Consider the following 26,947-nt stretch of genomic DNA (forward strand, 5'->3'; position numbering starts at 1 on the left):
CCCGCTACGACACATAGACACGAGTGAACAGCGAATCCGCACGCGTCCGGGCACCAGACGTCGGGCGGCGCCACCACACCGCGAAGAGGCGGTGCGGGACCACCGGTTCGCCAGTGGCCCCGATTGGTGTCATCGTTCTCCGACACCATGCGCGTGCAGATGCACGCGCATCTTTTATGTCACCACGGTGCGATCTGCGGCGACCGGTGCATGCAGCAGCTGGCGCAGGTCGTCGACAAAGCCGCGGTAGCCTTCCTCGCGCGCGGCCTCCGAGCCTTGCCGCAAGACCCACGAGGGATGCACGGTGGCCAGCACCGGCGTGCCATCGTCCAGCACCTGCCACTGGCCGCGCTGCTGCATCAAGCGAAAGCGGCTTCCCAACACCGCCTGTGCGGCCGTCGCCCCCAGACAGACGATATGCGCCGGCCGCAGTTGCGCGCGTTCGGCGTGCAGCCAGCCGCTGCAGGCCTGCACATGCGAACGCTCCGGGTTGCGATGCAGGCGGCGCTTGCCGCGCTGCTCGAACCGGAAGTGCTTGACCGCATTGGTCACGTAGAAGGTTGTGCGGTCCACACCCAACTCGCCCAGTGCCATTGTGAACAGACGCCCGGCCGGGCCGACAAACGGACGCCCACTCAGGTCCTCTTCGTCGCCCGGCTGCTCGCCGATGACCATCACCGCTGCATCGTCCGGCCCTTCGCCGAACACGGTCTGGGTGGCCGGTTGCCACAGCTCGCAGCGCCGGCAATCGCGCGCTGCCACACGCAGCTGCGCAAGGCTTTGGGTTGCCACTTCCACGGCTGGTACGGGTGCCACCGGCACCCGCCGTCGCACCGGCTCGGGCGCGCGCTCGGCCATCTCGCGCACCCGTACGCCGGCTTCGCGGATCAGCTCCGGCAGCAGTGCCGCTTCGGGCAGGTTCTTCCAGTATTTCTGCGGCATCTCCTGCCGCATCATGGTGGGATTGAGCCGCGCCGGATTGAAGATATGCGCGTAATAGGTGCGCCACAGGGCTTCCTGCGCTTCGTCGGCGGGCACCTGCGTCCGCACCGCACCATCGCCGAACGACAATGCCTCGCCATCCCAGCGCACGCTGCGATACGGCGTCAGGATCGCCCACTGCATACCGGCAAACCGCCGCGCAAAAAACGGGGCGACGCGGTCCACGATGCAGTGATCGGGCTCGAACCAGGCAACGAAATCCTCCACCTCGCCCGGCAGGCGGCGAAACCGCACAAACGCCTTCATCTTGTGGGTATCGCGCTGCACCGCTTTCTGCCATTGCCGCAAACGATGCACATCCACGTCGGTGGCGCGCTCCAGCAGCGCCTTCTCGCCGGAGGCGATCCGCCACAGCAACCGATACAACACCGCATGCCGCTGCGGGTCACGATGGCATAGCACCGACGCCGCCAACTGCATGAAGTCCGCCGACACCCGTGGCGGTGCCACCACCACCGGCAGGTCCTGCAGCCGCTGCCCCATCAGCAACCCGCCCTGCGCCCCGCCGTTCCATGCCACGTCATCCGGCTCGGCCTGCGCACACCAGCCGGCCCGCGCCAAGGCACGCCATGCCTCGAAACTCCACGGTGGATCCACCTCAGCGCTGAACATCACTCACACCCGATCATCCTGGTTCCCACGCAGCAACGCGCACTGGCCAACCAGCCTCCGACGCGGCTGCACCCGATCTCGCCAGCGCTGCTCCGCGACCGTGACTGCGCGCGCCCCTGAGGTTGCTGTCCCAACCCGCCTTGACGCAGGAGCGCCCCACGCCGCCAGGTGCCGCAGCGCCTGGGGCAGAGCGTGGGATGACGGGAGCGGGAATTTGCAAGGCAGCGCCATGTTGCTGCGTCAACACACGGCCGTGCGCCGCACGGCCGGCGAGCGGCCTGCCCCTCATCCGCCCGTCGGGCACCCTCGTCCGGGGAGAAGGCGGCGCCCTGCCGACGATGAAGCATCACTCAAACAGGCTCGCCTGCCGCGGTGCAGGCGCCAGCTGTGCACGCAGGCGCACCGGGTCGTCCAGGCGTTGCCGCGGATGATGATCCAGCACACTCACAAACGGCAGCAGCTTCTTCATCGGTACCCGCAAGCGGGCAAGGTCGCCCACCCGCAACCGCGCGTGCCGCCGCGACAACAGCAGCCGCTCCACGTTGCGGGTGCCCAGCCCCGGCACCCGCAGCAACATCTCGCGCGGCGCCTGATTCAGATCCACCGGAAACCGCTCCGGGTTGCGCAATGCCCATGCCAGCTTGGGGTCCACATCCAGATCAAGCATGCCGCTGGACTGCGCGGGCGCAATTTCTTCCACGCTGAATTCGTAGAAGCGCAGCAACCAGTCGGCCTGGTAGAGCCGGTGCTCGCGCTGCAGCGGCGGTGCCTGCAAGGGCAGCTTCGACGAGGCATCGGGGATCGGGCTGAAGGCCGAGTAATACACCCGCCGCATGCGGTAATTGCCGTACAGGTTGTGGCTGGTGTCCAGGATGCTGCGGTCGTTGGCATCATCGGCACCGACGATCATCTGCGTGCTCTGCCCGGCCGGGGCAAACCGCGGCGGCTTGGCCCGGCGTACCTTTTCGGCCTTGCGTTCGAGCTGGTTTTCTTCGATGCGCCAGCGCAGCTCGCCCATGGCCGAGCGGATGCCGCCGACGCTCTTCTCCGGTGCCAGCTGGGTCAGCCCCTGCTCGGTGGGCAACTCCACGTTGATGCTCAGACGGTCCGCATAGCGGCCGGCCGCCGCCAGCAGTTCGGGCGCTGCATCGGGAATGGTCTTGAGATGGATGTAGCCGGCAAAGTGATGCTCTTCACGCAGCTGGCGCGCCACTTCCACCAGCTGCTCCATGGTGTAGTCGGAGTTGCGGATGATGCCGCTGGAGAGGAACAGGCCCTCGATGTAATTGCGCTTGTAGAAGTCCAGCGTCAGCGTGACCACTTCTTCGGGCGTGAAACGTGCGCGGCGCACGTTGCTGGAGACGCGGTTGACGCAGTACGCGCAGTCGAACACGCAGAAGTTGGTCAGCAGGATCTTCAGCAGCGACACGCAGCGGCCGTCCGGCGTGTACGAGTGGCAGATGCCCATGCCCTCGGTGCTGCCGATCCCGCCGGTGCCGAGCGAGTTGCGCTTGTTCGCGCCACTGGAGGCGCAGGAGGCGTCGTATTTGGCGGCGTCGGCAAGGACGGCGAGCTTGTCGAGGATTTTCACGCAAGCAGCATGCAGCCGGGGCGTCTCAGCCTATGAGACTGCGCGGCAGCCGATCGTGAACGCTTCAGAGCGCAGCGCTGCCGGCGCACACGCCGGCACCGTCCTGCGGCCCGGTCAGACTGCGGTAGCCGCGGCGCCATCGAAGCGATAGAGATCCATCGCCAGAAAGCCCGCATCGATGCCGGCATCGATGCGCTGCGCGCCGAGCTGGTCGCCCCCGGCCGCACCCATCGCGACGTAGAGCGGCAGCAGATGCTCGTCGCTGGGATGTGCGCGCGCTGCAAACGGTGCCTGGCGGCGGTAGTCCAGCAATGCCGGGATGTCGTTGTCCGCCAGTGCGCGCTCGGTCCATGCGATGAAGGGACGCACGTAGGGCGCTTCGCGCTCGGCGCTGTAGCCCTGGCCGAAGTCGTGCAGGTTATGGGTGATGCTGCCGGAGCCGATGACCAGCACGCCTTCGTCGCGCAACGGCGCCAGCGCGCGGCCCAGCGCGAACTGGTGCGCCGGCCCGAGCTCGGGCTGGATCGACACCGACACCACCGGGATGTCGGCCGCCGGGTACAGCAGGCGCAGCGGCACCCAGACGCCGTGGTCGAAACCGCGTTGCGGGTCCAGGTGCGGATGCAGCCCGGCCTGCTCCAGGCGGCGCACGACCTTTTGCGCCAATGCCGGCTCGCCCGGCGCCGGATAGTCCAGCGCATACAGCGGCGCAGGAAAGCCGCCGAAGTCATGGATGGTCTGCGGCCGCGCTGCACCGCTGACCAGCGGGCGACGGCCCAGCCAATGCGCGCTGGCGACGATGATCGCGCGCGGCCGCGGCAGCTGCTGACGCAGTTCCTGCAGCCGCTGCCCCACCTGGCCCGGCTGCAACGCCGTCATGGGCGATCCATGCGAAATGTACAACGATGGCAGGCAGCTCATGGGCAACTCCATGCGCCCAGGCTGATGCGCAGCAAGGCCGCGCCGTAGGCCGCGGTGCGCGGGGGTGCAAGGGTGGTGGACATGCGAGCACTCCGTTGAGGACCGCACTAGCCTATGACCCACGGCATTCTGATAAAGGACGCGAGGTCGGATAATTTATTGCACCACAAGCAATAATCGGAGCCCGGATGGATACCCTGGATGCGATGCGCGTCTTCACCGCCGTGGCCGAACGCAGCGGCTTCAGCGCCGCGGCCGATGCACTGGACCGCTCCACCGCCAGCGTCACCCGGCAGGTGGCTGCGCTGGAACAACGCCTGGGCACCCGCCTGCTCAATCGCACCACGCGCCGGGTCAGCCTGACCAGCGCCGGGACCGCGTATTACCAGCGCTGCCTGCAATTGTTGGCCGACCTGGACGACCTGGAGGCCACCATCGGCGCGCAGGCGCTGGAGCCGGCCGGCGTGCTGCGGGTCAATGCCCCGGTGAGCTACGGGATCGAGCGCCTGGGTGCCTTGCTGCCGGGCTTTCGTGCGCGCTACCCGCAGGTGGAGCTGGACCTGTCGCTGACCGATCGCCTGGTCGATATGGTCGAGGAAGGCTTCGATGTCGCCATCCGCATCACCCGCGAGCCGGCACCGATGCTGATCGCCCGCCAGCTGGGCACGGTGCGGCTGGTACCGTGCGCGGCGCCGGCCTACCTGGCGCGGGCGGGCACGCCGGCACACCCGGCCGATCTGGCTGGCCACGAGTGCCTGCTCTACCACTACTCGCCCACCGGCGACGCGGTGCGCTTCCACGGGCCCGATGGCGATGTGGATGTGCGCCTGCACGGTGGGCTGCGCGCCAACAATGGCCATGTGCTCAATGCGGCGGCGCTGGCCGGCCAGGGCATCGTGATGCAGCCGGACTTCCTGGCCGACGCGCATCTGGCTGCAGGCCGCCTGGTGCGCATCCTTCCGGCGTACGAACTCGGCCAGATCGGCATCTTTGCCGTCTACACCAGCCGCAGCCACCTGGCGCCGAAGGTGCGCAGCTTCATCGACTACCTGCTCGAGCACCTGGCCGCACCGGCACCCGGCTGAACGGGCCCGGCAACAGTTCGTCCCGCGCGTGGTCATTCTTCTGTCGCGGCCGGTATGCACACAATCCCCCTCCCCTCGTTGAGCAGGAGCATCCATGAGCAAGATTGCCATCGTGTATTTCAGTGGCTACGGCCACACCGTCAAGCAGGCCGAAGCCGTGCATGCCGGGGCCGCCAGTGTGGCCGAGGCCACGCTGTACCGCATCGACCAGGACGGCAACCTGCCCGACGACGCGTGGGATGCGATCAGTGCCGCCGATGCCATCATCTACGGCAGCCCCACCTACATGGGCGGGCCGGCGTGGCAGTTCAAGAAATTTGCCGACGGCAGCTCCAAGCCGTGGTTTACGCAGGCGTGGAAGGACAAGATCGCCGCCGGCTTCACCAACTCGGCCTCGGTCAATGGCGACAAGGCCACCACCATCCAGTATTTCTGGACCCTGTCCCAGCAGCACGGCCAGATCTGGGTGGGCACCGGTTTGCCGCCAGCCAACACCAAGGCGCACGGGCCGCAGGACGTGAACTGGACCGGTGGCTGGGGCGGCGCGCTGGCGATCTCGCCATCGGACGCTTCGCCGGACGAAGCCCCGCGCGCAGGCGATCTGGAAACCGCGCGGCTGCTGGGCAAGCGCGTCGCCGAATTCACCAACAGGCTCAAGGGCTGAGCTGGCGTCTCACCGCACCCGCGCGCGTGCCGAAACAAGGCGATGCGCGCGGGTGTGGTTGAACAGCATCGCCACGCCGCCATACGCCAACGCTGCCGCATCCACCGTCACCAGCGCCACGCAGGACGTGTGCACGGCCCGGTCACCAGCGCATCGCATGCGCCTGCCCATCGCAGCCGCTCCGCCATCGGCGCAGGCTGGAACCATGCAGTCCACTTCGATTCGCGCTGCACTCCCAGGCGTCGCAGCGCACTCGTTGCTGTGCCGTGTCACACCTGCACCACCGCACACCGACCTCAGGCGTTAGCGCGTGGGCCACGCCGCGCTAACGCATACCGCGCCACTCTCCCCGCCTACCCTGCTGCACGGAGCCTCCCCCACCATGCAAACCCGTACCCTCGGCCGTTCCGGCCCCACCGTTTCCGCACTCGGCCTTGGCTGCATGGGCATGAGCGCGTTCTATGGCAACCGCAGCGACGAAGCTGCCTCGATCGCGGTGATCCATCGCGCGCTCGACCGTGGCATCAGCCTGCTCGATACCGCCGACATGTATGGCCCGCATACCAATGAAGTGCTGGTCGGCAAGGCCATCGCCTCGCGCCGGCACGAGGTGTTTCTGGCCACCAAGTTCGGCATCAAGCTCGACCCCGGCGATCCGTCGGTACGTGGCATCGATGGCAGCCCGGCCTATGTGCAATCTGCCTGCGAAGCCAGCCTGCGCCGCCTGGGCGTGGAGCACATCGACCTGTACTACCAGCACCGCGTCGATCCCAACGTGCCGATCGAAGACACCGTCGGTGCCATGTCGCGGCTGGTCGAACAGGGCAAGGTGCGTTTCCTCGGGCTGTCGGAAGCGGCCGCCGCCACCATCCGGCGCGCGCATGCGGTGCATCCGATCACCGCCGTGCAGACCGAGTATTCGCTGTGGTCGCGCGAGCCGGAAGACAACGGCGTGTTCGCCACCGTGCGCGAACTCGGCATCGGGTTCGTGCCGTATTCGCCCCTGGGGCGCGGCTTCCTGACCGGGGCGTTCTCCTCGCCGGACGATTTCGACGCAGACGACTACCGCCGTCACTCGCCACGCTTCCAGGGCGAGAACTTCACCCGCAACCTGCAGCTGGTGGAGCAGGTCAAGGCGATCGCGGCGGACAAGGGCGTCACGCCCGGGCAACTGGCATTGGCCTGGGTCCTGGCACAGGGCCAGGACCTGGTCCCGATTCCCGGCACCAAGCGTCTGGCGTATCTGGAGGAAAACATCGCAGCGCTCGACGTGGCGCTGATGCCCGACGAACTGGCGCGCATCGATGCGATCTTCCCGCCGCAGGCCGCCGCCGGTACGCGCTACCCGGAAGCGATGATGGGCGCGGTCAACCGCTGAGCCGACGCGGCGTGATTGCGCCTGGACCACATGGCAGTGGTACCGGGCCGTGACAGAAACCGTCGCAACCGGTTGCTGGTTGCTGGTTGCTGGTTGCCGCCATCCGGCCGTAACGGCGCGCTGGGCCAGCGCGTTCGAGCATGCAGGCGTGGGTGCCTGCCATCCGTGGAAGATGGCCGCGTTCCCGGTGCGGGTGCGCGGCCGTTGCGGTCGCTTCGCCGTCGCGCCACCGGATTGACTGCGACTACTCACACCATCGCATCGCCGGCGCCTGCACACTTGGCAGCACCTCACACCACGCACGCCCATGCTGTCCTTCGTGATCCCCGCCCATGACGAGGCCGCGCTGATCGGCGACACGCTGCAGTGCCTGCACGCCTGCGCACGCGCGCTCCAGCTGGACTATGAAGTGATCGTGGTGGCCGACGCCTGCGCCGATGACACTGCCGTCATTGCACGCAGCAACGGCGCGCAGGTGCTGGAGGTCCAGCTGCGGCACATTGCGGCCACGCGCAACGCCGGCGCACAGGCGGCGCAGGGCGAGCGGCTGCTGTTCCTGGATGCCGACACCCTGATCAATCCGCAGGTGGTCGGCGCCGCACTGTCAGCGCTGGACGCCGGTGCGGTGGGCGGCGGCGCGCAAGTCCACCTGCACGGCAGCCGGGTGTGGTCCGAACGCACCGCGCAAGCGGTGTTCGGCTGGTTCTTCCGCATTGCCGGCATCGCGCCGGGGTGTTTTCTGTTCTGCACACGCGCCGCCTTCGCCACCGCCGGTGGTTTCGACACGCGCTACTACGCCGGCGAAGATGTCGCGCTCAGCCGCGCGCTGGCACGCTGCGGGCGCTTTGTGATCCTGCGCCAGACCGTGCACACCTCCGACCGCAAGCTACGCAGTTTTTCCAAGCGCGAGCATCTGGGCCTGCTGCTGCGGTTTCTGTGGCGCGGACGGCGCATGTTGCAGACCCGCGATGCGCTGGGTTTCTGGTACCAGCGACGGCGCTGAACCGAGCGTGTCCGCATCGGCGCGTGACGCGGCGGTGCCTGCCCTCAAATCGGGACGTGGCACCGCAGGCCACTTACACTGCGACACCTGTCCCGGTTTCGAGTCGCGCCGCATGGCCTCTTTGCATCGCCCTGTCCTGATCGCCGCCATGGCCGCTGCGGCATTGACCGCCGCAGCGTGTCACCGCGAGGGCGCGCAGCCTGCCGCCGACAGTCACGCCGAGCACGCCCCCAGCACACCCAAGCTCGGCGATTTCGGCTTCGATGCGGCCGGCATGGACCGCAGCGTCGCGCCGGGTGATGACTTCTTCGCTTATGCCAGCGGCAACTGGGTCAGGACCACGCAGATTCCCGAGGACCGCTCCAGCTTCAACAGCTTCGTCAGCATCGCCATCGAGACCGAACGCCACAGCCGCGACATCATCGAAGGCGCGGCCGCCAACGACCGCGTCACCGGTGAAGACAAGCAGATCGGCGACTACTACGCCGCCTACATGGACGAGGCCAGCATCGAGACCAAGGGCGTGCGTCCGGTACAACCGGAACTGGAGGCCATCGCGCAACTGGGCGACAAGCAGGCGCTGGCGCGCACGCTGGGCGGGCAGTTGCGCGCCGACGTGGACCTGCTCAACGCGACCAACTTCTACACCGACCGCCTGTTCGGGCTGTGGGTGTCGCAGGATCTGCACCATCCCGGCCGCTACGCGCCGTATCTGGTGCAAGGCGGCCTGGGCATGCCCGAGCGCAGCTTCTACCTGGACGGCGGGCGCATGGCGGATCTGCGCGAGGCCTACCGCGCGCACATCGTCAAGGTGCTGGAGCTGGCCGGCATCGCCGACGCGGCGGCCAGGGCCGAGCGCATCGTCGCGCTCGAAACGGCCATGGCACGCGTGCATGCCACGCCCGAACGGACCAACAACGTGCAGGCCGGCGCAAACGCCTGGAAACAGGCCGATTTTGCGCACAATGCCCCCGGCCTGGAGTGGGCGCTGTTCTTCGATGCCGCCGGGCTCAAGGCGCAGCAGGACTTCATCGTCTGGCAACCGGAGGCGGTGCGCGGCTTGTCGGCCCTGGTGCAGTCGGAGCCGTTGCAGACCTGGAAGGACTACCTAAGCTTCCGTGCCCTGGACCGGGCTTCGCCGTATCTGTCCAAGGCTTTTGCCGACGAGCGCTTTGCGTTTTATGGCACCACCCTGGAAGGCACGCCGCAGCAGCGCCAGCGCTGGAAGCGCGGGATCGACGCCACCAACGCCGCGTTGGGCGAGGCGGTCGGCAAGCGCTATGTGCAGAAATACGTCAGCGCCCAGACCAAGACCCGCGCCGAAGAGATGGTCAAGAACCTGGTCACCGCATTCGGCCGGCGCATCGATGCGCTGGAATGGATGACCCCGGAGACCAAACAGCACGCCAAGGCTAAGATCGCCGGGCTGACGGTGGCGGTGGGCTACCCGGACAGCTGGCGCGACTACAGCGCGCTCGAGGTGCGTCGCGACGATGCGCTGGGCAACGTGGAACGCGCCCAGCTGTTCGAGTATCGCCGCAACCTCGCCAAGCTGGGCAAGGCGGTCGACCATCGCGAGTGGTACATGCTGCCGCAGGAAGTCAACGCGTTGAACGTGCCCTTGGAGAACCGGCTGATCTTTCCCGCCGCGATCCTGCAGCCGCCGTTCTTCGACCCGGCCGCCGACGATGCAGTGAATTACGGCGCGATCGGCGCGGTGATCGGGCACGAGATCAGCCACAGCTTCGACAACATGGGTGCGCTGTTCGACGAACACGGCGAGCTGCACAACTGGTGGACGCCGCAGGACCTGAAGAAATTCGAGGCCGCCGGCAATGCGCTGGCCGCCCAGTTCAGCGCATACAAGCCGTTCGACGACCTGAGCGTCAACGGCAAGCTGACGCTGGGCGAGAACATCGCCGATGTTGCCGGCCTGGCCACCGCCTACGACGCGTATCAGCTGTCGCTGCAGGGCAAGCAACCACGGACCATCGATGGCTTCAGCCCGGACCAGCGCTTCTTCCTCGGCTTCGCGCAGGCCTGGCGTGGCAAGTATCGCGATGCAGCGCTGCGCAACGCCGTGCTGACCGATGTACACGCGCCTGGCCGCTTCCGTGCGCAGACGGTGCGCAATGTGGACGCGTGGTATCCGGCGTTCGACGTGAAGCCGGAGCAGCAGCTGTATCTGGCACCGGAGCAGCGGGTCAAGATCTGGTAAGAGGCGGCACGGACGATGCCTGTGCTGGAGTCCTTGCTCCGACACCCGTGATGCATGGACTGCCGCTCGACCTGCGCCCTACCCTCACCCCAACCCCTCTCCCGAGGGGGAGAGGGGCTTTAGACCTCTGCTGCGGCTGCCACGTACAGCGCCGCGTGCCGCGGAGACCCGCCCCTCTCCCGCCCACGCGTGTCACCCAGCTTTTAAGCTAGACAACAACGCGATACATCGGTGCGTCAGTCCTGCACCGCAAACACGCGCGCGCGCCGCAACGCAGCTGCCGATGGCGCCCAAAAAACGGCACGCTTGCGCGCACGCTCCGATGAGCAGTGCTCCACTCCAAACACTCCGTCCGCACCTGCTCCACCACGCTGCAGCAGGTGTGTCAGCCGCTCCTAAAACACGCCACGTCGCTTGCCGCGATAGAACGCTCAGCAACTCTGACATGCAATATCAGGCCTTGTCAGGCCACTTCAGCAACATCGCCGGGGGCAGCTGCATGCGCCTGCATGCGCGTGCCGAGAGGCCGTCGCGCAACGCAGTGCGGAACAGCGGCGCCAGACTGCGCAGCACGCGCGCGGATGCCCGCGCCTGGACACGCTGCGTGGCAGTGCGGCCCAGCATGTCGCTGGCCCAGCCCGGCAACAGGGCGGTACCGGCACCCAGGAACACGCCGCGCGACAGGCTTGCAGCCGGCACCGGCAACTGGATGCTGGTGAGGATGTCGAGCACCTCGCGCGAGCGCGCGTCCATGCGCAGCGCGCCACGCACCGACGCAAAATACGCGTCCACCCCAGCCTCGCTGGCGGGCACGTCGCGGGCGCCCAATGCTTCGGCCACGCGGCGCGCCTCGTCGTAGTAGCGGTCGGCAATCGCGGTGGGCACGTCGCGGCAATAACGGCGGCAGCCGTGCAGGAACCCGTAGGCCTCGGTGACGTGCACCCAGGTCAGCAGCGCCGGATCGTTGGCCTCGTACGGCACGCCATCGGCGGTGTGGCCGCGGATATGCGAATGGATGCGCCGCACGCGGGCGATCAATTGCTCGGCTTCGGCCTGCGGCGCGTAGGTGGTGCCGGCAACGAAGTTGGTGGTGCGGCGCAGCCGCCCGACCAGGTCGGCACGAAAGTTGGAGTGGTCATAGACCCCGGCCAGCGCGCGCGGGTGTAGCAGCTGCAACATCAAGGCGCATAACCCGCCCGACAGCATGCCGGGAAATTCGGAGTGCACGCGCCAGGTCACGCTGTCGGGGCCGAACAGGCCGGGGTCGCCCAGCGGCTGGTCGTATTCGATGGTGCTCTGACCACGCGGAAACGCGCCAAGCACCCAGCGGCGGATCTGTTCGGCGGCGGGGGCGGTGAGCGTACGCAGGACGGCTGACATGCCGCAATGATACGCAGGCAGTCGCAACGCCACGTCGGTGTGCCCGGCACGGCATCGCGGCCTTCGACCGGTTCAGTCGCGCGCGAAGCAACCCAGTACGGCCCGAAGCAGGCTCGGCGAGTGCGCCACGCAAACACAGGCCACTTCGTCGCGACGATACCGGCAATGCGGCTTGCCCATCTCCGCCGCAACGCGTCATTGCCGCATCACCTGGTGTGCAGTGCAACAAGATCGGGCAAGCGGAACATGCGCGATGTAGCACCGCCGCGCCGAATTCGCCTGAATTCAGCGTTTTGGGCGCAGGTGCGCAGGATTTCGCGGCCACCGGTTCGCCTCGGGCATTGCCATGCACGGCGAAAGTGCTAGAACTAGGGCCGTCCGACATCGGCACGCCGCGCGAGTGGCATACCGGTCGCTTCAGGGCACGGCAACCGCCGTTGCAGCAAGCCGTTCGTACCAGCCATCCGTCAGGAGCTTGTCATGATCGCTTTGTTCCAGGGTTTGGGCCTGCTATTGCAGGACAATGCACTCCATCGGCGCTCCTTCGACGAGCAGGTGGCCTACTGGCGCGACAAGACCGACGCGCAGCTCGACGAAGAGCTCGATCTGCTCAAGGTGGCCAAGAAGCAATGGGTGATCGCCTCGATCATCGGCTGGCAGGCGATCTCGCTGGTGCTGCTGGGCGTGATCACGCACCAGCTGTGGCAGAACGACTACCACCTCACCTTCAGTCGCATCGTCATCATCTTTACCTCGTGGGTGTCGATCCTGTTCATCATGTGGTACATCGCCGACCTGTTCGACCACAGCGCCGGTTTCGAGCGCTGGTTGCGCGCCTTCAACAGCCGCGCCCGGGTGACGCCGGACGCCGACTCGGTGGAATGTGTTGCCGACGCACTGGACATGACCCGCCGCTACCCGGAAGTGCTGCGTTACAAGCAGGAAGTGACCTCCAAGCGCGAGCTGCGCCACGAAGACATCGTCAACATGCGCGAAATGGGCCGGCTGCGCCGCTATACGGAGCTGCTGCGCGACCTCGACCGCTTCGACGGCGCACCACGGCTGGTGGTCAATTCCTGACCAGGGCCGCATGGCGATGCAGCGACGCGCTGACCGGTAAACGCGCTGCCTGCAGCAATGATTTCGCTGCAAACAAGAACGGCCGGTGCGCACTGCACCGGCCGTTCTTGTTGATTCCCAGCGGTCACTGCCAGCCGGTTGACGGGCGCCGGCTCCTGGCTGCGCACCCGAACCTGTGACCACTCACGCCTGCGCCACCGCCTTCTCCACCGAGGGAGTGCGCCAACCGCTGCGCACGCCCCAGATGTAGAACACCGCGCCGACTGCGGCGACCACGGCCAGGTCGGTGCCGTAGCTGAGGTAGCCATGGCCACCGAAGTCGGTACTGCCAGCCCAGGACACCAGCGCGATGGTGGGCAGGTAGCAGATCATCCATGCCGCGCCCTTGAGGTTGCGGCGCAGGTCCGGCCAGCCCTGCTTGGCCTGGTAGTAGCAGTACACCGGCAAGGCCACGACCATCAGCAGGATGATCTCGCCGGTCAGCGGCCAGCGCGCCCAGTACAGCAGCTCGGTGGCCATCACGAACGCGACGCCGGCCAGCACCGGCAAGGCGGCGATGCGCAGCGGGCGGTGCAGCTCCGGTGCGTGGCGGCGCAGCGCCATCGCACTGATCGGCCCGGTGAGGTAGGAAATGATGGTCGCCACCGAGATCACCGCGGCCAGCGTGCCCCAACCGCGGAAGAAGAACAGGAACACGAACGACACCGCCAGGTTGAAGAACATCGCCATGCGCGGCACGCCCCACACCGGGTGCAGCTTGCCCAGCACGGCCGGCATGGTGCCGTTCTTTTCCATGCCGTAGACCATGCGCGCGGTGGTGGCGGTGTAGGTGATGCCGGTGCCGCTGGGGCTCACGAAGGCATCGATGTACAGCAGCATCGCCAGCCAATGCAGGTTGACGATGATGGCCAGCTCGGCGAACGGCGAGCGGAAATCGATGCCGTGCCAGCCGGCCTTGGCCAGCAGGTCCGGCGGCACCGCGCCGATGTAGGCCACCTGCAGGATCACGTAGACCACCGTGGCCAGCGCGATCGAACCGAGCACCGCGAACGGAATGCTGCGCCCGGGATTGCGCGCTTCGCCTGCCAGGTTCACCGGGCTCTGGAAGCCGTTGAAGCTGAAGACGATGCCTGCGGTGGCCACCGCGGTGAGCACCGCGGCCAGATCGATCACGTGCGCATCGCCGTGGATGCCCACGCTGAAGTTCTCGCTGTGGAAGCCGCTGGCGATCAGCGCCACGCCGGTCGCCGCGGGCACCACCAGCTTGAACACGGTGATCAGCGTGTTGGAGCGCGCAAACAGCTTGACGCTCCAGAAATTCAGGAAGAAGTACACCAGCACCAGCACCGCCGAGATCAGCAGGCCCGGCACCGACAATTCACCGGCCCCGCCAGGTGCCTGCACGTAGAGCCCTTGCGCCCACGCCCAGGGCCAGGAGGCCATGTACTGCACCGAGGCCTCGGCTTCCACCGGGATCACCGACACGATGGCGATCCAGTTGGCCCAGCCGGCGATGAAGCCCACCAGCGAGCCATGCGAGTAGTGGCTGTAGCGCACCATGCCGCCGGATTCGGGGAACATGGCGCCCAGCTCGGCATACGACAGCGCGATGGTGGTGATGATCGCCGCGCCCAGAATCCAGGCCCAGATCGCGCCCGGCCCGGCCAGGCCGGCCGCGCGCCAGGCGCCGAACAGCCAGCCGGAACCAATGATCGAGCCCAGCCCGGTGAGCATGAGCGCAAAGGGGCCGACGTCGCGGCGCAACGAGTGTTCGGACATGAGTAGCCTGGCAGTGAGGGCGCCGTGAAACGGCAACAAGCCGGCAATGATCGCAGAAGCGGCCGCTGATCGTCAGTGCGTATTCAGGCTTGTCTCGAGACGGCTATGCGGCCGCGTGCCCGGAACGGGGCATCGGCTCCACGGGGGTACCAGACGCAGGCTGCGCGCTGCGGCTCAGCCGTGGCAATCGGCGCCGGGCACGCTCGAATCCACGCAGGTGTGTGCCGCTGCCGGGATGCCACGCACTGCGCGGACCTGGCCCGGCGTCAGCGCAAAGCTGTCCAGGGTCCGGCGCACGCAGGCCGGCGCCGGGACGTTGCCGGCAACCGTGGCCGGCGGGCAGTGCTCCTCGTAGATCAGGTAGTGGCAGCGGCCACTGCTGCTGGCCAGGCAATGCACGTTGGTTTCGGTGGCGGTGACCAGGGTCTTGCTGAAGATCACCTCGCGGCCATCGCTGATGGCGCGGGTGATCGAGGTGGTGCCGTTGCGTTCGTGGCAACCGGCCAGGGCGAGCAGGCAATACACCAGGGAGGCGATCAGGCGCATGGAGGCAGTCCTTCGTATCGATGCGGGATGGGGGATGGGGGATGGGCGGGATTACATGCCGCGGAACAGGCTCATGAACGGCTGGCTGACGGTGAGCGTCTCGCTGCGCCCGCGCAGCGCCAGGCGACCCTTGCCGGTGTCCTCGCGGATCACCGAGGCCACCGCCTTCATGTTGACGATGGTCGAGCGGTGGATCTGCTTGAACACCTGCGGGTCCAGCACGTCGAGCAACTCGCGCAATGGCGTGCGCAGGAGCGCTTCGCCGGCGGCGGTCATCACCGTGGTGTATTTGTGATCGGCCTGGAAATACGCCACCTCGTCCAGCGCGATCAGACGCGTCTCGCGGCCGCTGCTGGCGGTGAGCCAGGCCAGCGGCGGCGCGGCCGCGGGCGTGGCGGGACGCGCGGACAGGCGTTGCAGCAACACCTCCAGCAGGCTGCTGTCCGGCTGGCCGGCGGCGGCACGTTGCTGCACGCGTTGCCAGGTCGCCTGCAGCCGCTCGCGGCTGATCGGTTTGAGCAGGTAGTCCACCGCGCCGTGTTCGAACGCATCGATGGCGTACTGGTCGTAGGCGGTGACGAACACCACCTGCGTGCGCGGGCTGACCTCGCGCATGCCACGCGCCACCTCGATGCCGGTGAGGCCGGGCATGCGGATATCCAGAAACACCACATCCGGTTGCTCGGTGGCGATGGTCTCCAGCGCGCCGGCACCGTCCTCGCATTCGCCCACCACCTGCAGCTGCGGGCACACCTCGCCCAGCAACGTCAGCAGCGACTGCCGCAGCAGCGCCTCGTCCTCGGCGATCACCGCACGCAGCGCGCTCATGCCTGCACCTGCGGAGCGGGTGCGGCTGCGGTGCCGGGCAACGGCGGCGGCCACCGCATCGCAACCAGCTGCGCCGGCAGCGGCAGGGTGAGGGTGGCCGCCACGCCACTGGGAAAATTGGACACGATGGCAAAGCTCGCCTTGCCGGCATAGATCAGCTGCAGGCGCTCGCGCAGGTTCTTCAGGCCGATGCCGGTGCCCTGGCTGTGCGTGTTGAAGCCCTGGCCGTCGTCGGCCACGGTCAGCGTGGCGTGGTCGTCCAGGCGACGCGCCAGGATCCACACCGTGCCACCGCCGGGCTTGGGCTCCAGGCCGTGCTTGATGGCGTTTTCCACCAGCGTCTGCAGCATCATCGACGGCAACTGCAGGCCGCGTAGCTCGTACGGCACTTCCACCTGCAGGGCCAGCCGCGTGCCCATGCGGATGCGCAGGATCTCCAGGTAGGCCTGGGTGCGCTCGAGTTCTTCGCCCAAGGTGGAGATGGCGCCGTCGGCGCTGGGCAGCGAGCTGCGCAGGTATTGGATCAGGTGCCCGAGCATGATGTCGGCGCGTGGCGGGTCGGTACGTGCCAGCACCTGCGCGCTGGCTAGGGTGTTGTACAGAAAGTGCGGTTCGACCTGGGCGTGCAGCAGGTTCAGGCGCGCCACCGCCAGTTCCTTCTCCATCACCGACTGCTCGGCCGCAGCCTGTTCGTCGCGACGTTGCTCGCCGACCCGGCGCACCACCGCGCGATTGATCGCCTCGGCGTTTTCGAAGTTGCTGCCCTCGTCCACCGCAAACAGGTCCACCCAGGCGCCGGCGTCGGGCTCGCACAGCACGGTGACGCTGCTGGTGCCCTGCCCTGGTGCAATCGTCACCAGCACCGTGTTGTGGGTGATGGCAAAGCGCGCGAACAGATTCCAGCGCGACGGCTGGCGCCCTTCGTACGGGTCGATGCGCCGGATCTTGGCGCGGATCAGCAGGCTGCCCGGCGCGCATTCGATGTCCTGCACGCGCGGCAGGGCGCGCACCGCCTCTTCCACCACCGCAAAGCTGGCCCGCACATCCAGCGGCACTTCGATCTGGCGCCGCTGGCGGGTGGACAAGGTGTCGTGATCCAGCCGCCCGGCGATCAGCCGCACGCGTCGCACATGCGTGATCGAACTCATCAACGCCAGCGTCAGCAGCACGGTGCAGATCAGGCCGAAGAACGCCCCGGTGGAACCGAACAGCTGCGCCCACATGATGGCGGCCACCACCAAGGCGGCAGCCCAGGCAAACACGATGCGCACGATCAGGAAGACGCTGGCAGACACGGACGGGCAACTCGCAGGGCTGGGACGGGAGCGAGCATAGCCGGCACGTGCCGTCGCCAACGCCCGAGGCGACGAATGGCCGCCAGCGCCGCCTCAAGTGCCGCGATCGGGCGACGAACCCCGGCGGCGTACCCGCAGGGCAGCCCGGCATGCGCAGCCGACGCGGCCGTGTGGGTCATCCGGTGCGGCCGCGCCAGCGCGCGTATCATGCCGGGCGGAGCGGCGTTGCCGCACGCTGCAGCGTGCCGCCCACACCCGATCAGATCGTAAGGAGTCGCATGGACCGCCGTCACTTCCTGCGCAGCGCCGGCGTGGCGCTTGCGGCTGCATCGACCGGTGGCTTGGCCGCGAGCCGCACGCCGGCGGCCGCAGCACTGCCCTCTGCTGCGCTGCCGATCGGCGCACCGCTGCCCTTCGCCGCCGCACCTGCACTGGTACCGATCCGCGCCTCGGTCGATCGCATCATCGCCATCGATGGCTGCACGCGCCCGTTCCGGGCGCAGGGCCCGCGCATCGAGGCCGAGCGCATCGGGCGCAAGACGGTGGTGCACAACTACGGCCATGGTGGCAGCGGCTGGTCGCTGTCGTGGGGTGCTGCCGAGCACGCAGTCCGGTTGGTGCGTGCTGCCGATGCGGATGCGCGCGAGCTGGCGGTGATCGGGTGCGGCGCTATCGGGCTGACCACGGCGTTGGTGGCGCAACGCGCCTGGCTGCGAGTGCGCATCTATGCCCGCGAGCGCCTGCCGGACGTGCGCTCGTTCTATGCCACCGGCGTGTGGTCGCCGGATTCGCGCGTGTGCACCAGTGAGTACGCCACGACGGACTTCAAGACACGCTGGCAGGAGATGGCGCGGATGTCCTTTCGCCGATACCAGACCTTGCTGGGCCTGCCAGGCGAGCCGATCGAAGGGCGCGATGGCTACGCCTTGTCGGATGTGCCGTTCGACCAACCGGTCGCCTCGGCCGAGGCGCACGAGCCGGACTATCCCGCGCTGGAACGCACGCTATTGCACGATCTGGGCCCGCGCTCGCAACCGGTCGCTGCCGGCAGCCATCCGTTTCCGGTGCCGTTCGTGCGCCGCTACAGCCAACTGACCTTCAACATCAGCGCCTATGCACGCCTGTTGCTGCAGGACTTCCTGCAGGCCGGCGGCGAGCTGGTCACGCGCAACTTCGATAGTCCGCGCCAGTTCGACGACCTGCGCGAAAAGATCCTCATCAACGCTACCGGCTATGGCGCACGCGCCCTGCTGGGCGACGAGAGCGTGATCCCGGTGCGCGGGCAGACCGCGCGCCTGATCCCGCAACCGGAAGTGACCTACGGGTTGGTCTGGCGCGGCCACAATCTCAACGTGGTGCCGCGGCGCGACGGGCTGCTGGTGCAGTCGCAAGGTGCCAACGACTTCAACAATGCCGATGCCGCACCGGACCGGGCCGCCTCCGAAGCGGCGGTACGCGAATTGGCGCGCCTGTTCGCATCGGGCTGAGCTGCACTGCGCGGCGGGCTCATGCTTCGCCCAGTGATGCCTGCAACGCGGTGGCCAGCGCCGCATCGCCACTGACCAGCGCGTCCCAGCGCAAGGTCACGCCCTTGCGCTTGCCTTTCTCCACCAGCTTCAGGCCGTCCGGATCGATGATCAGCGTATAGGCCTGCTCGCCGATCTGCAGCTCGCGGCGTAGCGGTTTATCCAGTGGCGTCATGCGCATCTCCCGGGCATAAGGAAACACGGTTGTAGCGCATCTGCGCGTGGCATGCGCAGACATATCCTCGACAAGACGTTCATTGCCGATGTACGCCGCGCGCATAGCCTGCCCACATCCCCAACGATGAGGTGCACGCGCAATGGTGTTCGATCTCACGCTGCACGCAGGCACGGCCCTGCCGACGCACGCAGCCACGTCCGCACGACACAACGCCAGCGCACCGCGTTGCGCCGGAGGTGCCGCATGAGCCTGTCACGCCCGGCCTTGCTGATCATCGACATGTTCAACCGCTTCGACTTCGACGGCGGCGAGCAGCTCGCACACCGTGCACAAGGTGCGGCCCACAGCATCCACGCACTGGCTGCGCGCTTCCGCCAGGCACAGCGGCCGGTGATCTACATCAACGACAATGTTTCAGACTGGCACGCCGACCTGCCGAGCATCATCGCCGTTGCTGCGCAGCCCGACGCGCGCGGTTGCGACATCGCACGGCTGCTCGCGCCGCAACCGCAGGACTACCGGATGCTCAAGCCCACGCATTCGGCGTTCGGGCATACGCCGCTGGCGCCCCTGTTGAAAGACCTGCAGGTCGACCAGGTGGTGATCACCGGCGTGGCACTGGACGTGTGCGTGCTGGCCACCGCCGTCGACGCCGTTGCGCGCGGCCTGTCCATTGCGGTGCCACGCGATTGCACGACGGCCGAGACCGATACGCGCGAGAGCTGCGCACGCACCGTGCTGCAGGAGGGCTTCCACGCCAGCCTCGCACGCTCCGGCTCGATCACCCTTGGGTGACGCGCATCGCGTCACGGCCCAGGCCGGCATCGCATCGGGATCACCGTTTCCACCAATCGCGCTAACACTCGCAGGACTAGCTTAGCCATCACGCAGCAACGCTTCGAGTTGACGGCAGTCATCGTGCTCGCGCTTCTCGAACGCGCACAACAAGTCAGGCGTCACCGCCCAGCGGTGAAGTGCCGCGTTTCAACCTCTGACCAACCGAAAGGAGCCATCCATGGCGATCAAGACTGTCGAAGAGCTTTTCATCCACGAACTGTCCGATATCTACAGCGCCGAGAAGCAGCTGACCAAGTCGCTGCCGCGGCTTGCACGTGCTGCCACCGAGCCGAAGCTGAAAGAGGCCTTTGAAACCCATCTGGAAGAAACCCAGGGCCAGATCGAACGCATCGACCAGGTGGTCGAGGTGCTGGGCATCAAGCTCAAGCGCATCAAGTGCGCCGCAATGGAAGGCCTGGTGGAAGAGAGCCGCGAAGTCATCGACGAAATCGAAGCCGGCCCGGTGCGCGATGCCGCGTTGATCGGCGGCGCGCAGAAGGTGGAGCATTACGAGATCGCCTCGTACGGCACCATTGCCGCGATGGCCAAGCAGCTGGGCTATGCCGATGCGCTGCCGCTGTTGCTGGCCACGCTGGAAGAAGAAAAAGCCACCGACGAGAAGCTGACCCTGCTTGCAGAACAGGGCGGCAATCAGAAGGCATCCAAGGCCAGCAAAGCGGCCTGAGTCATCGCGCAGGGCGGCCCTGCCGCCCTGCGTTTGCCGCCCCGTGCGGTCACCCCGAAAGCCAAGCCCCACGTTTCTGCCCGCTCCCTGAGTGGTTGTAGTTGCCGGGCGCCAGCCATGGAGCATCTCTATGTTTATGCACAACAAGCGGTTGATGTACACCGTCCGCGTCGCCCAGCCCAATCCGGATCTGGCCACGCTGATGCTCGAACAGTTCGGCGGACCGCAAGGCGAACTTGCCGCAGCGATGCGCTATTTCACCCAGGCGCTGGGTGAAGACGATCCGGGCCGGAAGGACCTGTTGTTCGATATCGCCACCGAAGAAATCAGCCATCTTGAAATCATTGGCTCGATCATCGCCATGCTCAACAAGGGGCCGAAGGCGGTGTTGTCCGAAGGCATGGAAGAGGCCATGGAGATGCGTTCCATGACCCAGAACAGCACCAGCCACACCCAGCAGATTCTGTATGGTGGCGGCCCGGCGCTGGTCAATTCCAGCGGTGTGCCGTGGACGGCGGCGTATGTGGACAGCATCGGTTGTCCCACCGCCGACATGCGCTCCAACATCGCCGCCGAAGCACGCGCCAAGCTGGTCTACGAGCGCCTGATCAACGTCACCGACGACCCGGGCATCGTGGATGCGTTGCGCTTCCTGATGACGCGCGAAGTGGCACACCAGAAGTCGTTCGAGAAGGCGTTGTATTCGATCGAACCCAACTTCCCGCCGGGCAAGCTGCCGGGCGACCCGCGCTTCACCGACAAGTACTACAACACTTCGCAGGGCGAAGGCGACATGGTTGGCCCGTGGAATGCGGGCGAGCAGTGGGAAGTGGTGGCCGACCGCGAACAGCAGGCAGCAGTGGACGGTGGCGATGGCTCGGCGACGGTGGCACTGGACAAGACACAGACCGCTGCGCTGGATGCGATGTCGCAGCGTCTGCTGTCGAACCCGGAACTGGATCGGGTGACCGGTGCAGACCTGGGGGCAGGCCCGGGCGCCGGCTCCACCACCGGCGACATTCAGCGCTAGACCCGATGGGCGCCACCGTGCCCATCTCGGCCCGGGCCGTCAGCGACCCGGGCTTTTTATTGGCACCCTTCAGGAGTTGGCATGAACGACAAGACCACACTCGATACGCACGACGCGCGTCAATCGGCTTACCGCGGCAGCGGAACCGACGCGTCCGAAGATGGCCGCGGCCGCGCCGATCCCTCTGCGTCGCAGACAGGCGACATGCCGCCGCGTGACGGCAAGCCGGAAGAACTTACGCAGCGTGGCCATGGCCGTGGCGGCAGTCTGGGCGAAGGCGAGCCCGACGGGCACGCCGAGCACGATGGCAGCACGCAGCCCAACTTTGGCCAGAGCGGCACCTATGGCAAGCAGCAGCACATCGACGCACAGCAGCGGGCGCGTGAGCAAACCGACGACGACACGTCGCAGACGTAGCCTGCGCCGCGATGCGCGGGCGCACGGACCGATTGCGTAACCTCATCGCCTGAGGGACCGAGCGCATCACTGTTGGTCACGACCGCTCGCCGTGGCAGGCGTCACTGCAAGGCATTACCGCAATCAACAAGGGGCCCGACGGGCCCCTTGTCGTTGTTGCGTGGCGGCATGCTCACGCGCGAGCCACGGACGGCGGACGTGTTTCGTTCGCCCATTCCGGCCGCACGCCCGCCGCTGCCGTGCAACGCTCCAGCCGCCACGGCGCCAGATGCCGCATGGCCTCGGTGCCGCCCATCTGCAACCATGACCGCACGTCGCCAGCGATGCAGAGCGGACGATGCGTGGGCATGCTCGCCGACGAGGCCACCAACAACGAAAATCCCATCTGCAGACGACCGCCGATGTCCATCACGTTGCGCAAGCCTGCCGCATACAGCGCGCCGCCATCCGGGCTCAGCCAGGTCGCTGCGGTGGTGCCATCGGCGGACGCCGTGCAGACAAATCCGCACAACGGAATGGCGCAGCGCTGGGTCTCCCAGATGGCCAGATCCACACCGCCCAGCCAGGCCGGCTCCTGCATATGGATCGAACGTTGCTGCCCGGGCGGACGCCGTCCGAAGGTGGCGCGCTCTTCGAGTTTGCCACCACGATCGGCGACCAGGATGTCGGCATCGGCCCCCACACCGACCTCGACCCACGCGTTGCTCGCCACACGGGCAGACAACTGAAAAATGCGGGTAATCATGACTACTCCACTGTGCATCTAGATGACATCAGTGCTTACGCACAATGCGCGCCAAGTTTTTGACTTGCGCAGACCTTGACGGTGCAGGCGTTTGCGCCTGCTTCACCCAGCACGCTGTCAACGCGACGCGCGAATGGGTCGCAAGATATGCACCGCAGCGCAGGATTTTCCGCATCGAGCACACCTGCCGCGAGCAGGTGTGCCAGATTCGCGCAGCAGAGGCTGCTGTGGCGGACGGCAGCTGCAGGATCTGCCGTGGACACCGGCACAACCGTACGCTGCATGCCGCTCCACCGCAGCGCCGAACGCGACGGCAGCGCCTTGCTCATCAAGCGCAGCAATGACGCAGCACCAACGTTGCGCGCACCTTGCCCGCAGCGCTCGCTGGCCTCGGCTGAGCAACACGATGGCCAGGTTGCGGCATGCACGCGCGTTGTGCGTTCGCGTGCAGTCACAGACAACAAGGCAGGCAGCCTTTACCCCTGACGCGCACGGCCTCCCACCGGGCGCTCAGGCAACCTGCGGTGCTGCACCCTCATCCGTCCACACGCAGCGAATGCCCGCCGGCTTACCCATTCACGGGATTGAGCGGCAGCTGGATCTCGCACTCCAGCCGGGTGTCGCTGAGCTCGTAGCGGGTCTGCGCGCCGTGGCTGTAAGGCAGTGCTTTTTCGATCAGGCGGCGTCCAAACCCGCCGGCCTCGTCGCGGTCGTCGCGCAACTGCTGGTTGGCACCTTCCTCGATCCACCGCAACACCAGGCGCGCCGGGATGTCGTCGGTCGTGACCACGTCCCAGCGGATCACCAAGGTGCCGGTGTCCACTGCCAGCGCCCCGTACTTGAGCGCGTTGGTCGCCAGCTCGTGCAACGCCAACGCAAGCGTCTGCACGGTGGATTTGCGCAAGGCCACATCCGGGCCATCGACGATGATGCGATGCTGATCCGGTGCGGCGCCCAGCGCATCCAGCTCCATGCGCAGCAAGGCACCGATGGTGGTTGGCTCGTTGTCCGATTGCGACAACAGCCCCTGCACGCGCGACAACGCCGATAGCCGGTCCTCGAACTTGGCAGCGAAGTCCGGCATGTCGTGGCTGCTCTGCATGGTCTGCTTGGCCACCGATTGCACCACGGTGATCAGGTTGCGGGTGCGATGCTGCAGCTCGGTCACCAGCACACGCTGTTGTTCCTGCAGCCGGCGCAGGTTGTCCGATTCGGTGGACGTGCCCAGCCACTCCAGGACCTGGCCGCGCTCGTCACGCACCGCTGCACTGCGCGTATGAAACCAGCGATAGCCACGCTCGGCCGCATTGAACAGGCGGTGCTCCACGTCCAGCCCACCGGTCCGTGCACTGGCGTGCCACGCGTTCATGGTGAGCTCGCGCTCGTCCGGGTGCACCGCCTGCAACCAGCCCAGCTCCAGGCTTTCGGCATCGCTCTGCCCGGTATAGCTGGACCACTGTGGGCTCGACCATGTCCAGTGGCCTCCATCGAGCGAGCGCCAGACCAGTTGCGGGATGCCTTCCATCAGGGTCCGCAGGCGCTGCTCGCTGCTGCGCAGCGCGCGCTCGGCGCGCGTCAGCGGGGTGACGTCCATGAAGGTCAGCACCGCGCCGCCGATGAAGTTGTCCACGGTGCGGTACGGCAGCACGCGCACCATGTAGCGCGCGCGCGTGGACGGATTCTCGACCTCGCGGTCGAGCACGGCCAGGGTTCGGATCACCCGTCGCACGTCGTCCTGCAATTCGTCGTAGGCCACATGCAGCTTGATATGGCTGATCGGCCGGTGGATATCGCTTTCCACCAGCGGCAGGATGTCGGTCACCGCCGGGGTGAAGTTGGTCACGCGCAGATCGTTGTCCAGGAACACCGTGGCGATCTGGGTGCTTTCCAGCAGGTTCTTCAGGTCGCTGTTGGCATGCGCCAGCTCCTGCACGCGGTGCGCCAGCTCGCCATTGACGGTGGTGACTTCCTCGTTCACCGACTGCAGCTCTTCCTTGGAGGTTTCCAGCTCCTCGTTGGCGCTCTGCAGTTCTTCGTTGAGCGATTGATATTCTTCGTTGGAGGACTTGAGCTCTTCGTTGGTGCTCTCCAGCTCCTCGATCATCGACTGCAGCCGTTCACGGGTGATGCGCAGCTCGTTCTCGAGCACCTGCACGTGACCGCTGTCGGCAGCCGCATCGCGCGGGCCGGTCAGTTCCAGCAACTCGCGCGCTTCCACCTCCTGAAACAGCACCACATAGCCGCGCGGAACTTCCGAATCGGAGGTGGGCTCCACGAACAGGTCCACCGCCCATGCCGAGGCATCTTCGTGTATCTGGATGCCCCTGATCTGCACCGGTGCCTTTTCCGCTTCGGCGCGGGTCAAGGCACTGCGCAGGTCCAGTCGCAGGTCGCGATGGATGAGGTTGACCAGGTTGAGGCTGGGCGCGCCGCCGCCGGGACGGATGAAGCGCCCGGCCTGCGAGGAGAAATGCAGCACGTCGAAATGCTCGTCGAGCACTGCATACGCCGGCGCGTAACGGTCGGCAATCCGCTCGCCGGCACGCACCAGCGCATTGCTGGAGCTGCGCTGAGGCTGCGGCGGTGCCAGCACCCGGCTGGCGGGCGCGTGCGGCAACGTGGGAAAGGTGGCATGCACACGGTTGTCGGCATCGATCTTCTGGAACACCCGAAAGCTGCGCTCCACAGGCGCGAACAGCTTGGCGTGCCGCGAGACGTTTTCCGCATTGCCCAGGAACAGGTAGCCGCCTGGCTTGAGCGCAAAATGAAAGATCGGGATCACCCGGTTCTGCAGCTCTGCATCCAGATAGATCAGCAGGTTGCGGCAGGACACCAGATCCAGCCGCGAAAAGGGCGGGTCCTTGACGATGCTGTGCTGGGAAAACACGCACAGCTCGCGCAGCTCCTTGCGCACCACGTAGGTATCGCCTTCCTTGACGAACCAGCGCCGCAGGCGCTCCGGTGCCACTTCGCCGACGATGCTCGACGAGTAGCGCCCTACCCGCGCGGTGGCCAGTGCCCGCCCGTCGATGTCGCTGGCGAAGATCTGGATGCGCGGTGGTGCGTCCAGCGTTTCGGCATGTTCGCGCAGCAGCATCGCCAGCGAATAGGCCTCCTCGCCGGTGGAGCATCCCAGCACCCATACGCGCAGATGATCGCCCAGGTGCTTGCCCTGGAACAGGCGCGGAATCACCTGCTCTTCGAGAAACTCGAACTCGCGACGATCGCGGAAGAACTGGGTCACCCCGATCAACAGATCGTTGAACAGCAGCAGCGGTTCGTCGAAACGGTTACGCAGCACATCCAGGTAGTGCTCGAGTGCCTCGACCTGCACCACCTGCATGCGGCGCTGCACCCGCCGCAGGAAGGTCGCGCGCTTGTAGCCGTGGAAGTCGTGCCCGGTGGTGTTGCGCAGGATGCTGGCAACCTGACTCAACTGATCGTTTTCGCTGCCGTTGCGCACGCCGACCGGCAGCGCGTGCCCGAAGCTGTGGTGACGCTGCATGTGCGCGGCAATGCGCGCAGCCACCCGTGGCAACGGCAGGATGTCGTCGGTGATTGCGGCCGGGTTGCTGGCGCTGCGCAGATCCAGTTCGTGCAGGGAGGGGTCGTCCACCGCCAGCGCCAGCCCGCCGCACTCCTTGATCGCTGCGGTGCCCAGGGTGCCGTCGCCTTCGGTATTGCCCATGATCAGACCGATCACGTTGCCATCCTGGTCGTGCGCCATCGACACGAAGAAGCTGTCGACCAGGCCGTGCTCGCTTTCGCCATTGAGCGGCCGCAACCGCAGGCAGCCCTCTTCCAGGGTGACCACGGTGCGGTCGGGCGGCAGGTAGAAACGCCCTGGCTGCAGGCGGTCGCCATCTTCGGGCACCAGCAACAGACTGGCCTGCGCGCCAAGCAGTTCGCGCAGGCGGACCTGGTCGAGCAGTTGCCGGTCGCGCAGCAGCAGCATGACCGCAAGGTTGGCCGCGCCTGCAACCGCGTCCAGCAGCTCGGCAAGCCGCGCGGCATCCAGGCCGGCCGCACCCACGCCAAGAATGAACAATGGTGCGTGCCTGGAGGACTCGGGCACGGTGTCGTCGGGCAAAGCGTCGTCTTCGATCATGTCCGCGTCATATCGTCGGCGCCGGTGATCAAGCGCAAG

Annotated in this window: 24 protein-coding genes; 11 read left to right on the plus strand and 13 right to left on the minus strand. The window is 66.9% G+C overall.

Annotation, left to right across the window (positions count from 1 at the left end; translation table 11 throughout):
* Positions 1-174 precede the first annotated feature (174 nt).
* From ACCQ12_RS17390 to ACCQ12_RS17400, 3 genes are all read right to left on the minus strand, one after another.
* Complete coding sequence (locus tag ACCQ12_RS17390; protein WP_372382339.1) at positions 175-1,614, minus strand: UdgX family uracil-DNA binding protein; 1,440 nt, start codon at positions 1,612-1,614, stop codon at positions 175-177.
* Positions 1,615-1,960: 346 nt separating this feature from the next.
* Positions 1,961-3,205 (minus strand): putative DNA modification/repair radical SAM protein, encoded by a 1,245-nt coding sequence (locus ACCQ12_RS17395; RefSeq protein ID WP_039405785.1) that lies wholly within the window; start codon positions 3,203-3,205, stop codon positions 1,961-1,963.
* Positions 3,206-3,319: 114 nt separating this feature from the next.
* Complete coding sequence (locus ACCQ12_RS17400; protein WP_372382340.1) at positions 3,320-4,126, minus strand: DODA-type extradiol aromatic ring-opening family dioxygenase; 807 nt, start codon at positions 4,124-4,126, stop codon at positions 3,320-3,322.
* A 188-nt stretch (positions 4,127-4,314) separates the two neighbouring features.
* Between ACCQ12_RS17400 and ACCQ12_RS17405 the strand changes: the two genes are divergently transcribed.
* Both ACCQ12_RS17405 and ACCQ12_RS17410 read left to right on the plus strand, forming a co-directional pair.
* Positions 4,315-5,211 (plus strand): LysR family transcriptional regulator, encoded by an 897-nt coding sequence (locus tag ACCQ12_RS17405; RefSeq protein ID WP_039405787.1) that lies wholly within the window; start codon positions 4,315-4,317, stop codon positions 5,209-5,211.
* A gap of 94 nt (positions 5,212-5,305) precedes the next feature.
* Positions 5,306-5,875: a flavodoxin family protein gene (locus ACCQ12_RS17410; RefSeq protein WP_372382341.1), complete on the plus strand. Its 570-nt coding sequence runs from the start codon at positions 5,306-5,308 to the stop codon at positions 5,873-5,875.
* Positions 5,876-5,884: 9 nt separating this feature from the next.
* On the opposite strand, the gene ACCQ12_RS17415 is transcribed toward ACCQ12_RS17410, so the two are convergent.
* Positions 5,885-6,010 (minus strand): hypothetical protein, encoded by a 126-nt coding sequence (locus ACCQ12_RS17415; protein WP_372382342.1) that lies wholly within the window; start codon positions 6,008-6,010, stop codon positions 5,885-5,887.
* A 247-nt stretch (positions 6,011-6,257) separates the two neighbouring features.
* Between ACCQ12_RS17415 and ACCQ12_RS17420 the strand changes: the two genes are divergently transcribed.
* The 3 genes from ACCQ12_RS17420 (at position 6,258) to ACCQ12_RS17430 (ending at position 10,474) form a co-directional block, all read left to right on the plus strand.
* Positions 6,258-7,253, plus strand: a complete 996-nt coding sequence (locus tag ACCQ12_RS17420; protein ID WP_123137656.1) for an aldo/keto reductase — start codon at positions 6,258-6,260, stop codon at positions 7,251-7,253.
* A 307-nt stretch (positions 7,254-7,560) separates the two neighbouring features.
* Positions 7,561-8,256 (plus strand): glycosyltransferase, encoded by a 696-nt coding sequence (locus tag ACCQ12_RS17425; protein ID WP_372382343.1) that lies wholly within the window; start codon positions 7,561-7,563, stop codon positions 8,254-8,256.
* Between the two features lie 148 nt (positions 8,257-8,404).
* A complete protein-coding gene (locus tag ACCQ12_RS17430; protein WP_372383654.1) occupies positions 8,405-10,474 on the plus strand; it encodes a M13 family metallopeptidase in 2,070 nt (689 codons plus the stop codon).
* Between the two features lie 453 nt (positions 10,475-10,927).
* On the opposite strand, the gene ACCQ12_RS17435 is transcribed toward ACCQ12_RS17430, so the two are convergent.
* Positions 10,928-11,854 (minus strand): oxygenase MpaB family protein, encoded by a 927-nt coding sequence (locus ACCQ12_RS17435; protein WP_372382344.1) that lies wholly within the window; start codon positions 11,852-11,854, stop codon positions 10,928-10,930.
* 480 nt (positions 11,855-12,334) lie between these two features.
* Between ACCQ12_RS17435 and ACCQ12_RS17440 the strand changes: the two genes are divergently transcribed.
* A complete protein-coding gene (locus ACCQ12_RS17440) occupies positions 12,335-12,934 on the plus strand; it encodes a hypothetical protein (protein WP_039405802.1) in 600 nt (199 codons plus the stop codon).
* 183 nt (positions 12,935-13,117) lie between these two features.
* On the opposite strand, the gene ACCQ12_RS17445 is transcribed toward ACCQ12_RS17440, so the two are convergent.
* From ACCQ12_RS17445 to ACCQ12_RS17460, 4 genes are all read right to left on the minus strand, one after another.
* On the minus strand, positions 13,118-14,713 hold the full coding sequence (locus tag ACCQ12_RS17445) for an APC family permease (protein WP_047694783.1): 1,596 nt from the start codon (positions 14,711-14,713) through the stop codon (positions 13,118-13,120).
* Between the two features lie 174 nt (positions 14,714-14,887).
* Positions 14,888-15,259, minus strand: coding sequence for a hypothetical protein (locus ACCQ12_RS17450; RefSeq protein ID WP_039405806.1), 372 nt, complete (start codon positions 15,257-15,259; stop codon positions 14,888-14,890).
* Between the two features lie 51 nt (positions 15,260-15,310).
* Positions 15,311-16,087 carry a LytR/AlgR family response regulator transcription factor gene (locus ACCQ12_RS17455; RefSeq protein ID WP_372382345.1) on the minus strand — a complete coding sequence of 259 codons (777 nt, stop codon included), beginning with the start codon at positions 16,085-16,087 and terminating at the stop codon, positions 15,311-15,313.
* A complete protein-coding gene (locus ACCQ12_RS17460; protein ID WP_372382346.1) occupies positions 16,084-17,382 on the minus strand; it encodes a sensor histidine kinase in 1,299 nt (432 codons plus the stop codon). Before ACCQ12_RS17460 ends, ACCQ12_RS17455 begins: the two co-directional genes overlap by 4 nt.
* Positions 17,383-17,660: 278 nt before the next feature.
* Between ACCQ12_RS17460 and ACCQ12_RS17465 the strand changes: the two genes are divergently transcribed.
* The gene (locus ACCQ12_RS17465) at positions 17,661-18,869 is read left to right on the plus strand and encodes an FAD-dependent oxidoreductase (RefSeq protein WP_372382347.1); all 1,209 of its coding nucleotides are present in this window, start codon (positions 17,661-17,663) and stop codon (positions 18,867-18,869) included.
* A gap of 19 nt (positions 18,870-18,888) precedes the next feature.
* Here the strand turns inward: ACCQ12_RS17465 and ACCQ12_RS17470 are convergent, their stop codons facing one another.
* Complete coding sequence (locus ACCQ12_RS17470; RefSeq protein WP_039405970.1) at positions 18,889-19,083, minus strand: hypothetical protein; 195 nt, start codon at positions 19,081-19,083, stop codon at positions 18,889-18,891.
* A 246-nt stretch (positions 19,084-19,329) separates the two neighbouring features.
* Between ACCQ12_RS17470 and ACCQ12_RS17475 the strand changes: the two genes are divergently transcribed.
* The 4 genes from ACCQ12_RS17475 to ACCQ12_RS17490 all read left to right on the plus strand — a co-directional run bounded on the left by ACCQ12_RS17475 (position 19,330) and on the right by ACCQ12_RS17490 (position 22,055).
* Complete coding sequence (locus ACCQ12_RS17475; RefSeq protein ID WP_372382348.1) at positions 19,330-19,881, plus strand: cysteine hydrolase family protein; 552 nt, start codon at positions 19,330-19,332, stop codon at positions 19,879-19,881.
* A 220-nt stretch (positions 19,882-20,101) separates the two neighbouring features.
* Positions 20,102-20,608, plus strand: coding sequence for a YciE/YciF ferroxidase family protein (locus tag ACCQ12_RS17480; RefSeq protein WP_039405821.1), 507 nt, complete (start codon positions 20,102-20,104; stop codon positions 20,606-20,608).
* Between the two features lie 130 nt (positions 20,609-20,738).
* Positions 20,739-21,638 carry a manganese catalase family protein gene (locus ACCQ12_RS17485; protein WP_039405823.1) on the plus strand — a complete coding sequence of 300 codons (900 nt, stop codon included), beginning with the start codon at positions 20,739-20,741 and terminating at the stop codon, positions 21,636-21,638.
* Positions 21,639-21,719: 81 nt separating this feature from the next.
* Positions 21,720-22,055: a hypothetical protein gene (locus ACCQ12_RS17490; RefSeq protein WP_372382349.1), complete on the plus strand. Its 336-nt coding sequence runs from the start codon at positions 21,720-21,722 to the stop codon at positions 22,053-22,055.
* 172 nt (positions 22,056-22,227) lie between these two features.
* Here ACCQ12_RS17490 and ACCQ12_RS17495 read toward each other — a convergent pair whose 3' ends face one another.
* The 3 genes from ACCQ12_RS17495 to ACCQ12_RS17505 all read right to left on the minus strand — a co-directional run bounded on the left by ACCQ12_RS17495 (position 22,228) and on the right by ACCQ12_RS17505 (position 26,908).
* On the minus strand, positions 22,228-22,800 hold the full coding sequence (locus tag ACCQ12_RS17495; RefSeq protein ID WP_372382350.1) for a hypothetical protein: 573 nt from the start codon (positions 22,798-22,800) through the stop codon (positions 22,228-22,230).
* Positions 22,801-22,835: 35 nt separating this feature from the next.
* A complete protein-coding gene (locus tag ACCQ12_RS17500) occupies positions 22,836-23,129 on the minus strand; it encodes a hypothetical protein (protein WP_372382351.1) in 294 nt (97 codons plus the stop codon).
* Positions 23,130-23,368: 239 nt separating this feature from the next.
* On the minus strand, positions 23,369-26,908 hold the full coding sequence (locus ACCQ12_RS17505) for a CheR family methyltransferase (protein ID WP_372382352.1): 3,540 nt from the start codon (positions 26,906-26,908) through the stop codon (positions 23,369-23,371).
* Positions 26,909-26,947: the final 39 nt, after the last annotated feature.

The sequence above is a fragment of the Xanthomonas sp. NCPPB 1068 genome (assembly GCF_041479385.2).
In the GTDB taxonomy this organism is placed as follows: domain Bacteria; phylum Pseudomonadota; class Gammaproteobacteria; order Xanthomonadales; family Xanthomonadaceae; genus Xanthomonas; species Xanthomonas cannabis.

Coding starts and splice junctions, on each gene's coding strand:
- ACCQ12_RS17390 (WP_372382339.1), bottom strand. CDS start 1,614: ATGTTCAGCGCTGAGGTGGATCCACCGTGGAGTTTCGAGGCATGGCGT.
- ACCQ12_RS17400 (WP_372382340.1), bottom strand. CDS start 4,126: ATGAGCTGCCTGCCATCGTTGTACATTTCGCATGGATCGCCCATGACG.
- ACCQ12_RS17405 (WP_039405787.1), top strand. CDS start 4,315: ATGGATACCCTGGATGCGATGCGCGTCTTCACCGCCGTGGCCGAACGC.
- ACCQ12_RS17410 (WP_372382341.1), top strand. CDS start 5,306: ATGAGCAAGATTGCCATCGTGTATTTCAGTGGCTACGGCCACACCGTC.
- ACCQ12_RS17420 (WP_123137656.1), top strand. CDS start 6,258: ATGCAAACCCGTACCCTCGGCCGTTCCGGCCCCACCGTTTCCGCACTC.
- ACCQ12_RS17425 (WP_372382343.1), top strand. CDS start 7,561: ATGCTGTCCTTCGTGATCCCCGCCCATGACGAGGCCGCGCTGATCGGC.
- ACCQ12_RS17430 (WP_372383654.1), top strand. CDS start 8,405: ATGGCCGCTGCGGCATTGACCGCCGCAGCGTGTCACCGCGAGGGCGCG.
- ACCQ12_RS17435 (WP_372382344.1), bottom strand. CDS start 11,854: ATGTCAGCCGTCCTGCGTACGCTCACCGCCCCCGCCGCCGAACAGATC.
- ACCQ12_RS17440 (WP_039405802.1), top strand. CDS start 12,335: ATGATCGCTTTGTTCCAGGGTTTGGGCCTGCTATTGCAGGACAATGCA.
- ACCQ12_RS17445 (WP_047694783.1), bottom strand. CDS start 14,713: ATGTCCGAACACTCGTTGCGCCGCGACGTCGGCCCCTTTGCGCTCATG.
- ACCQ12_RS17450 (WP_039405806.1), bottom strand. CDS start 15,259: ATGCGCCTGATCGCCTCCCTGGTGTATTGCCTGCTCGCCCTGGCCGGT.
- ACCQ12_RS17455 (WP_372382345.1), bottom strand. CDS start 16,087: ATGAGCGCGCTGCGTGCGGTGATCGCCGAGGACGAGGCGCTGCTGCGG.
- ACCQ12_RS17465 (WP_372382347.1), top strand. CDS start 17,661: ATGGACCGCCGTCACTTCCTGCGCAGCGCCGGCGTGGCGCTTGCGGCT.
- ACCQ12_RS17470 (WP_039405970.1), bottom strand. CDS start 19,083: ATGACGCCACTGGATAAACCGCTACGCCGCGAGCTGCAGATCGGCGAG.
- ACCQ12_RS17475 (WP_372382348.1), top strand. CDS start 19,330: ATGAGCCTGTCACGCCCGGCCTTGCTGATCATCGACATGTTCAACCGC.
- ACCQ12_RS17480 (WP_039405821.1), top strand. CDS start 20,102: ATGGCGATCAAGACTGTCGAAGAGCTTTTCATCCACGAACTGTCCGAT.
- ACCQ12_RS17485 (WP_039405823.1), top strand. CDS start 20,739: ATGTTTATGCACAACAAGCGGTTGATGTACACCGTCCGCGTCGCCCAG.
- ACCQ12_RS17490 (WP_372382349.1), top strand. CDS start 21,720: ATGAACGACAAGACCACACTCGATACGCACGACGCGCGTCAATCGGCT.
- ACCQ12_RS17495 (WP_372382350.1), bottom strand. CDS start 22,800: ATGATTACCCGCATTTTTCAGTTGTCTGCCCGTGTGGCGAGCAACGCG.
- ACCQ12_RS17500 (WP_372382351.1), bottom strand. CDS start 23,129: ATGAGCAAGGCGCTGCCGTCGCGTTCGGCGCTGCGGTGGAGCGGCATG.
- ACCQ12_RS17505 (WP_372382352.1), bottom strand. CDS start 26,908: ATGATCGAAGACGACGCTTTGCCCGACGACACCGTGCCCGAGTCCTCC.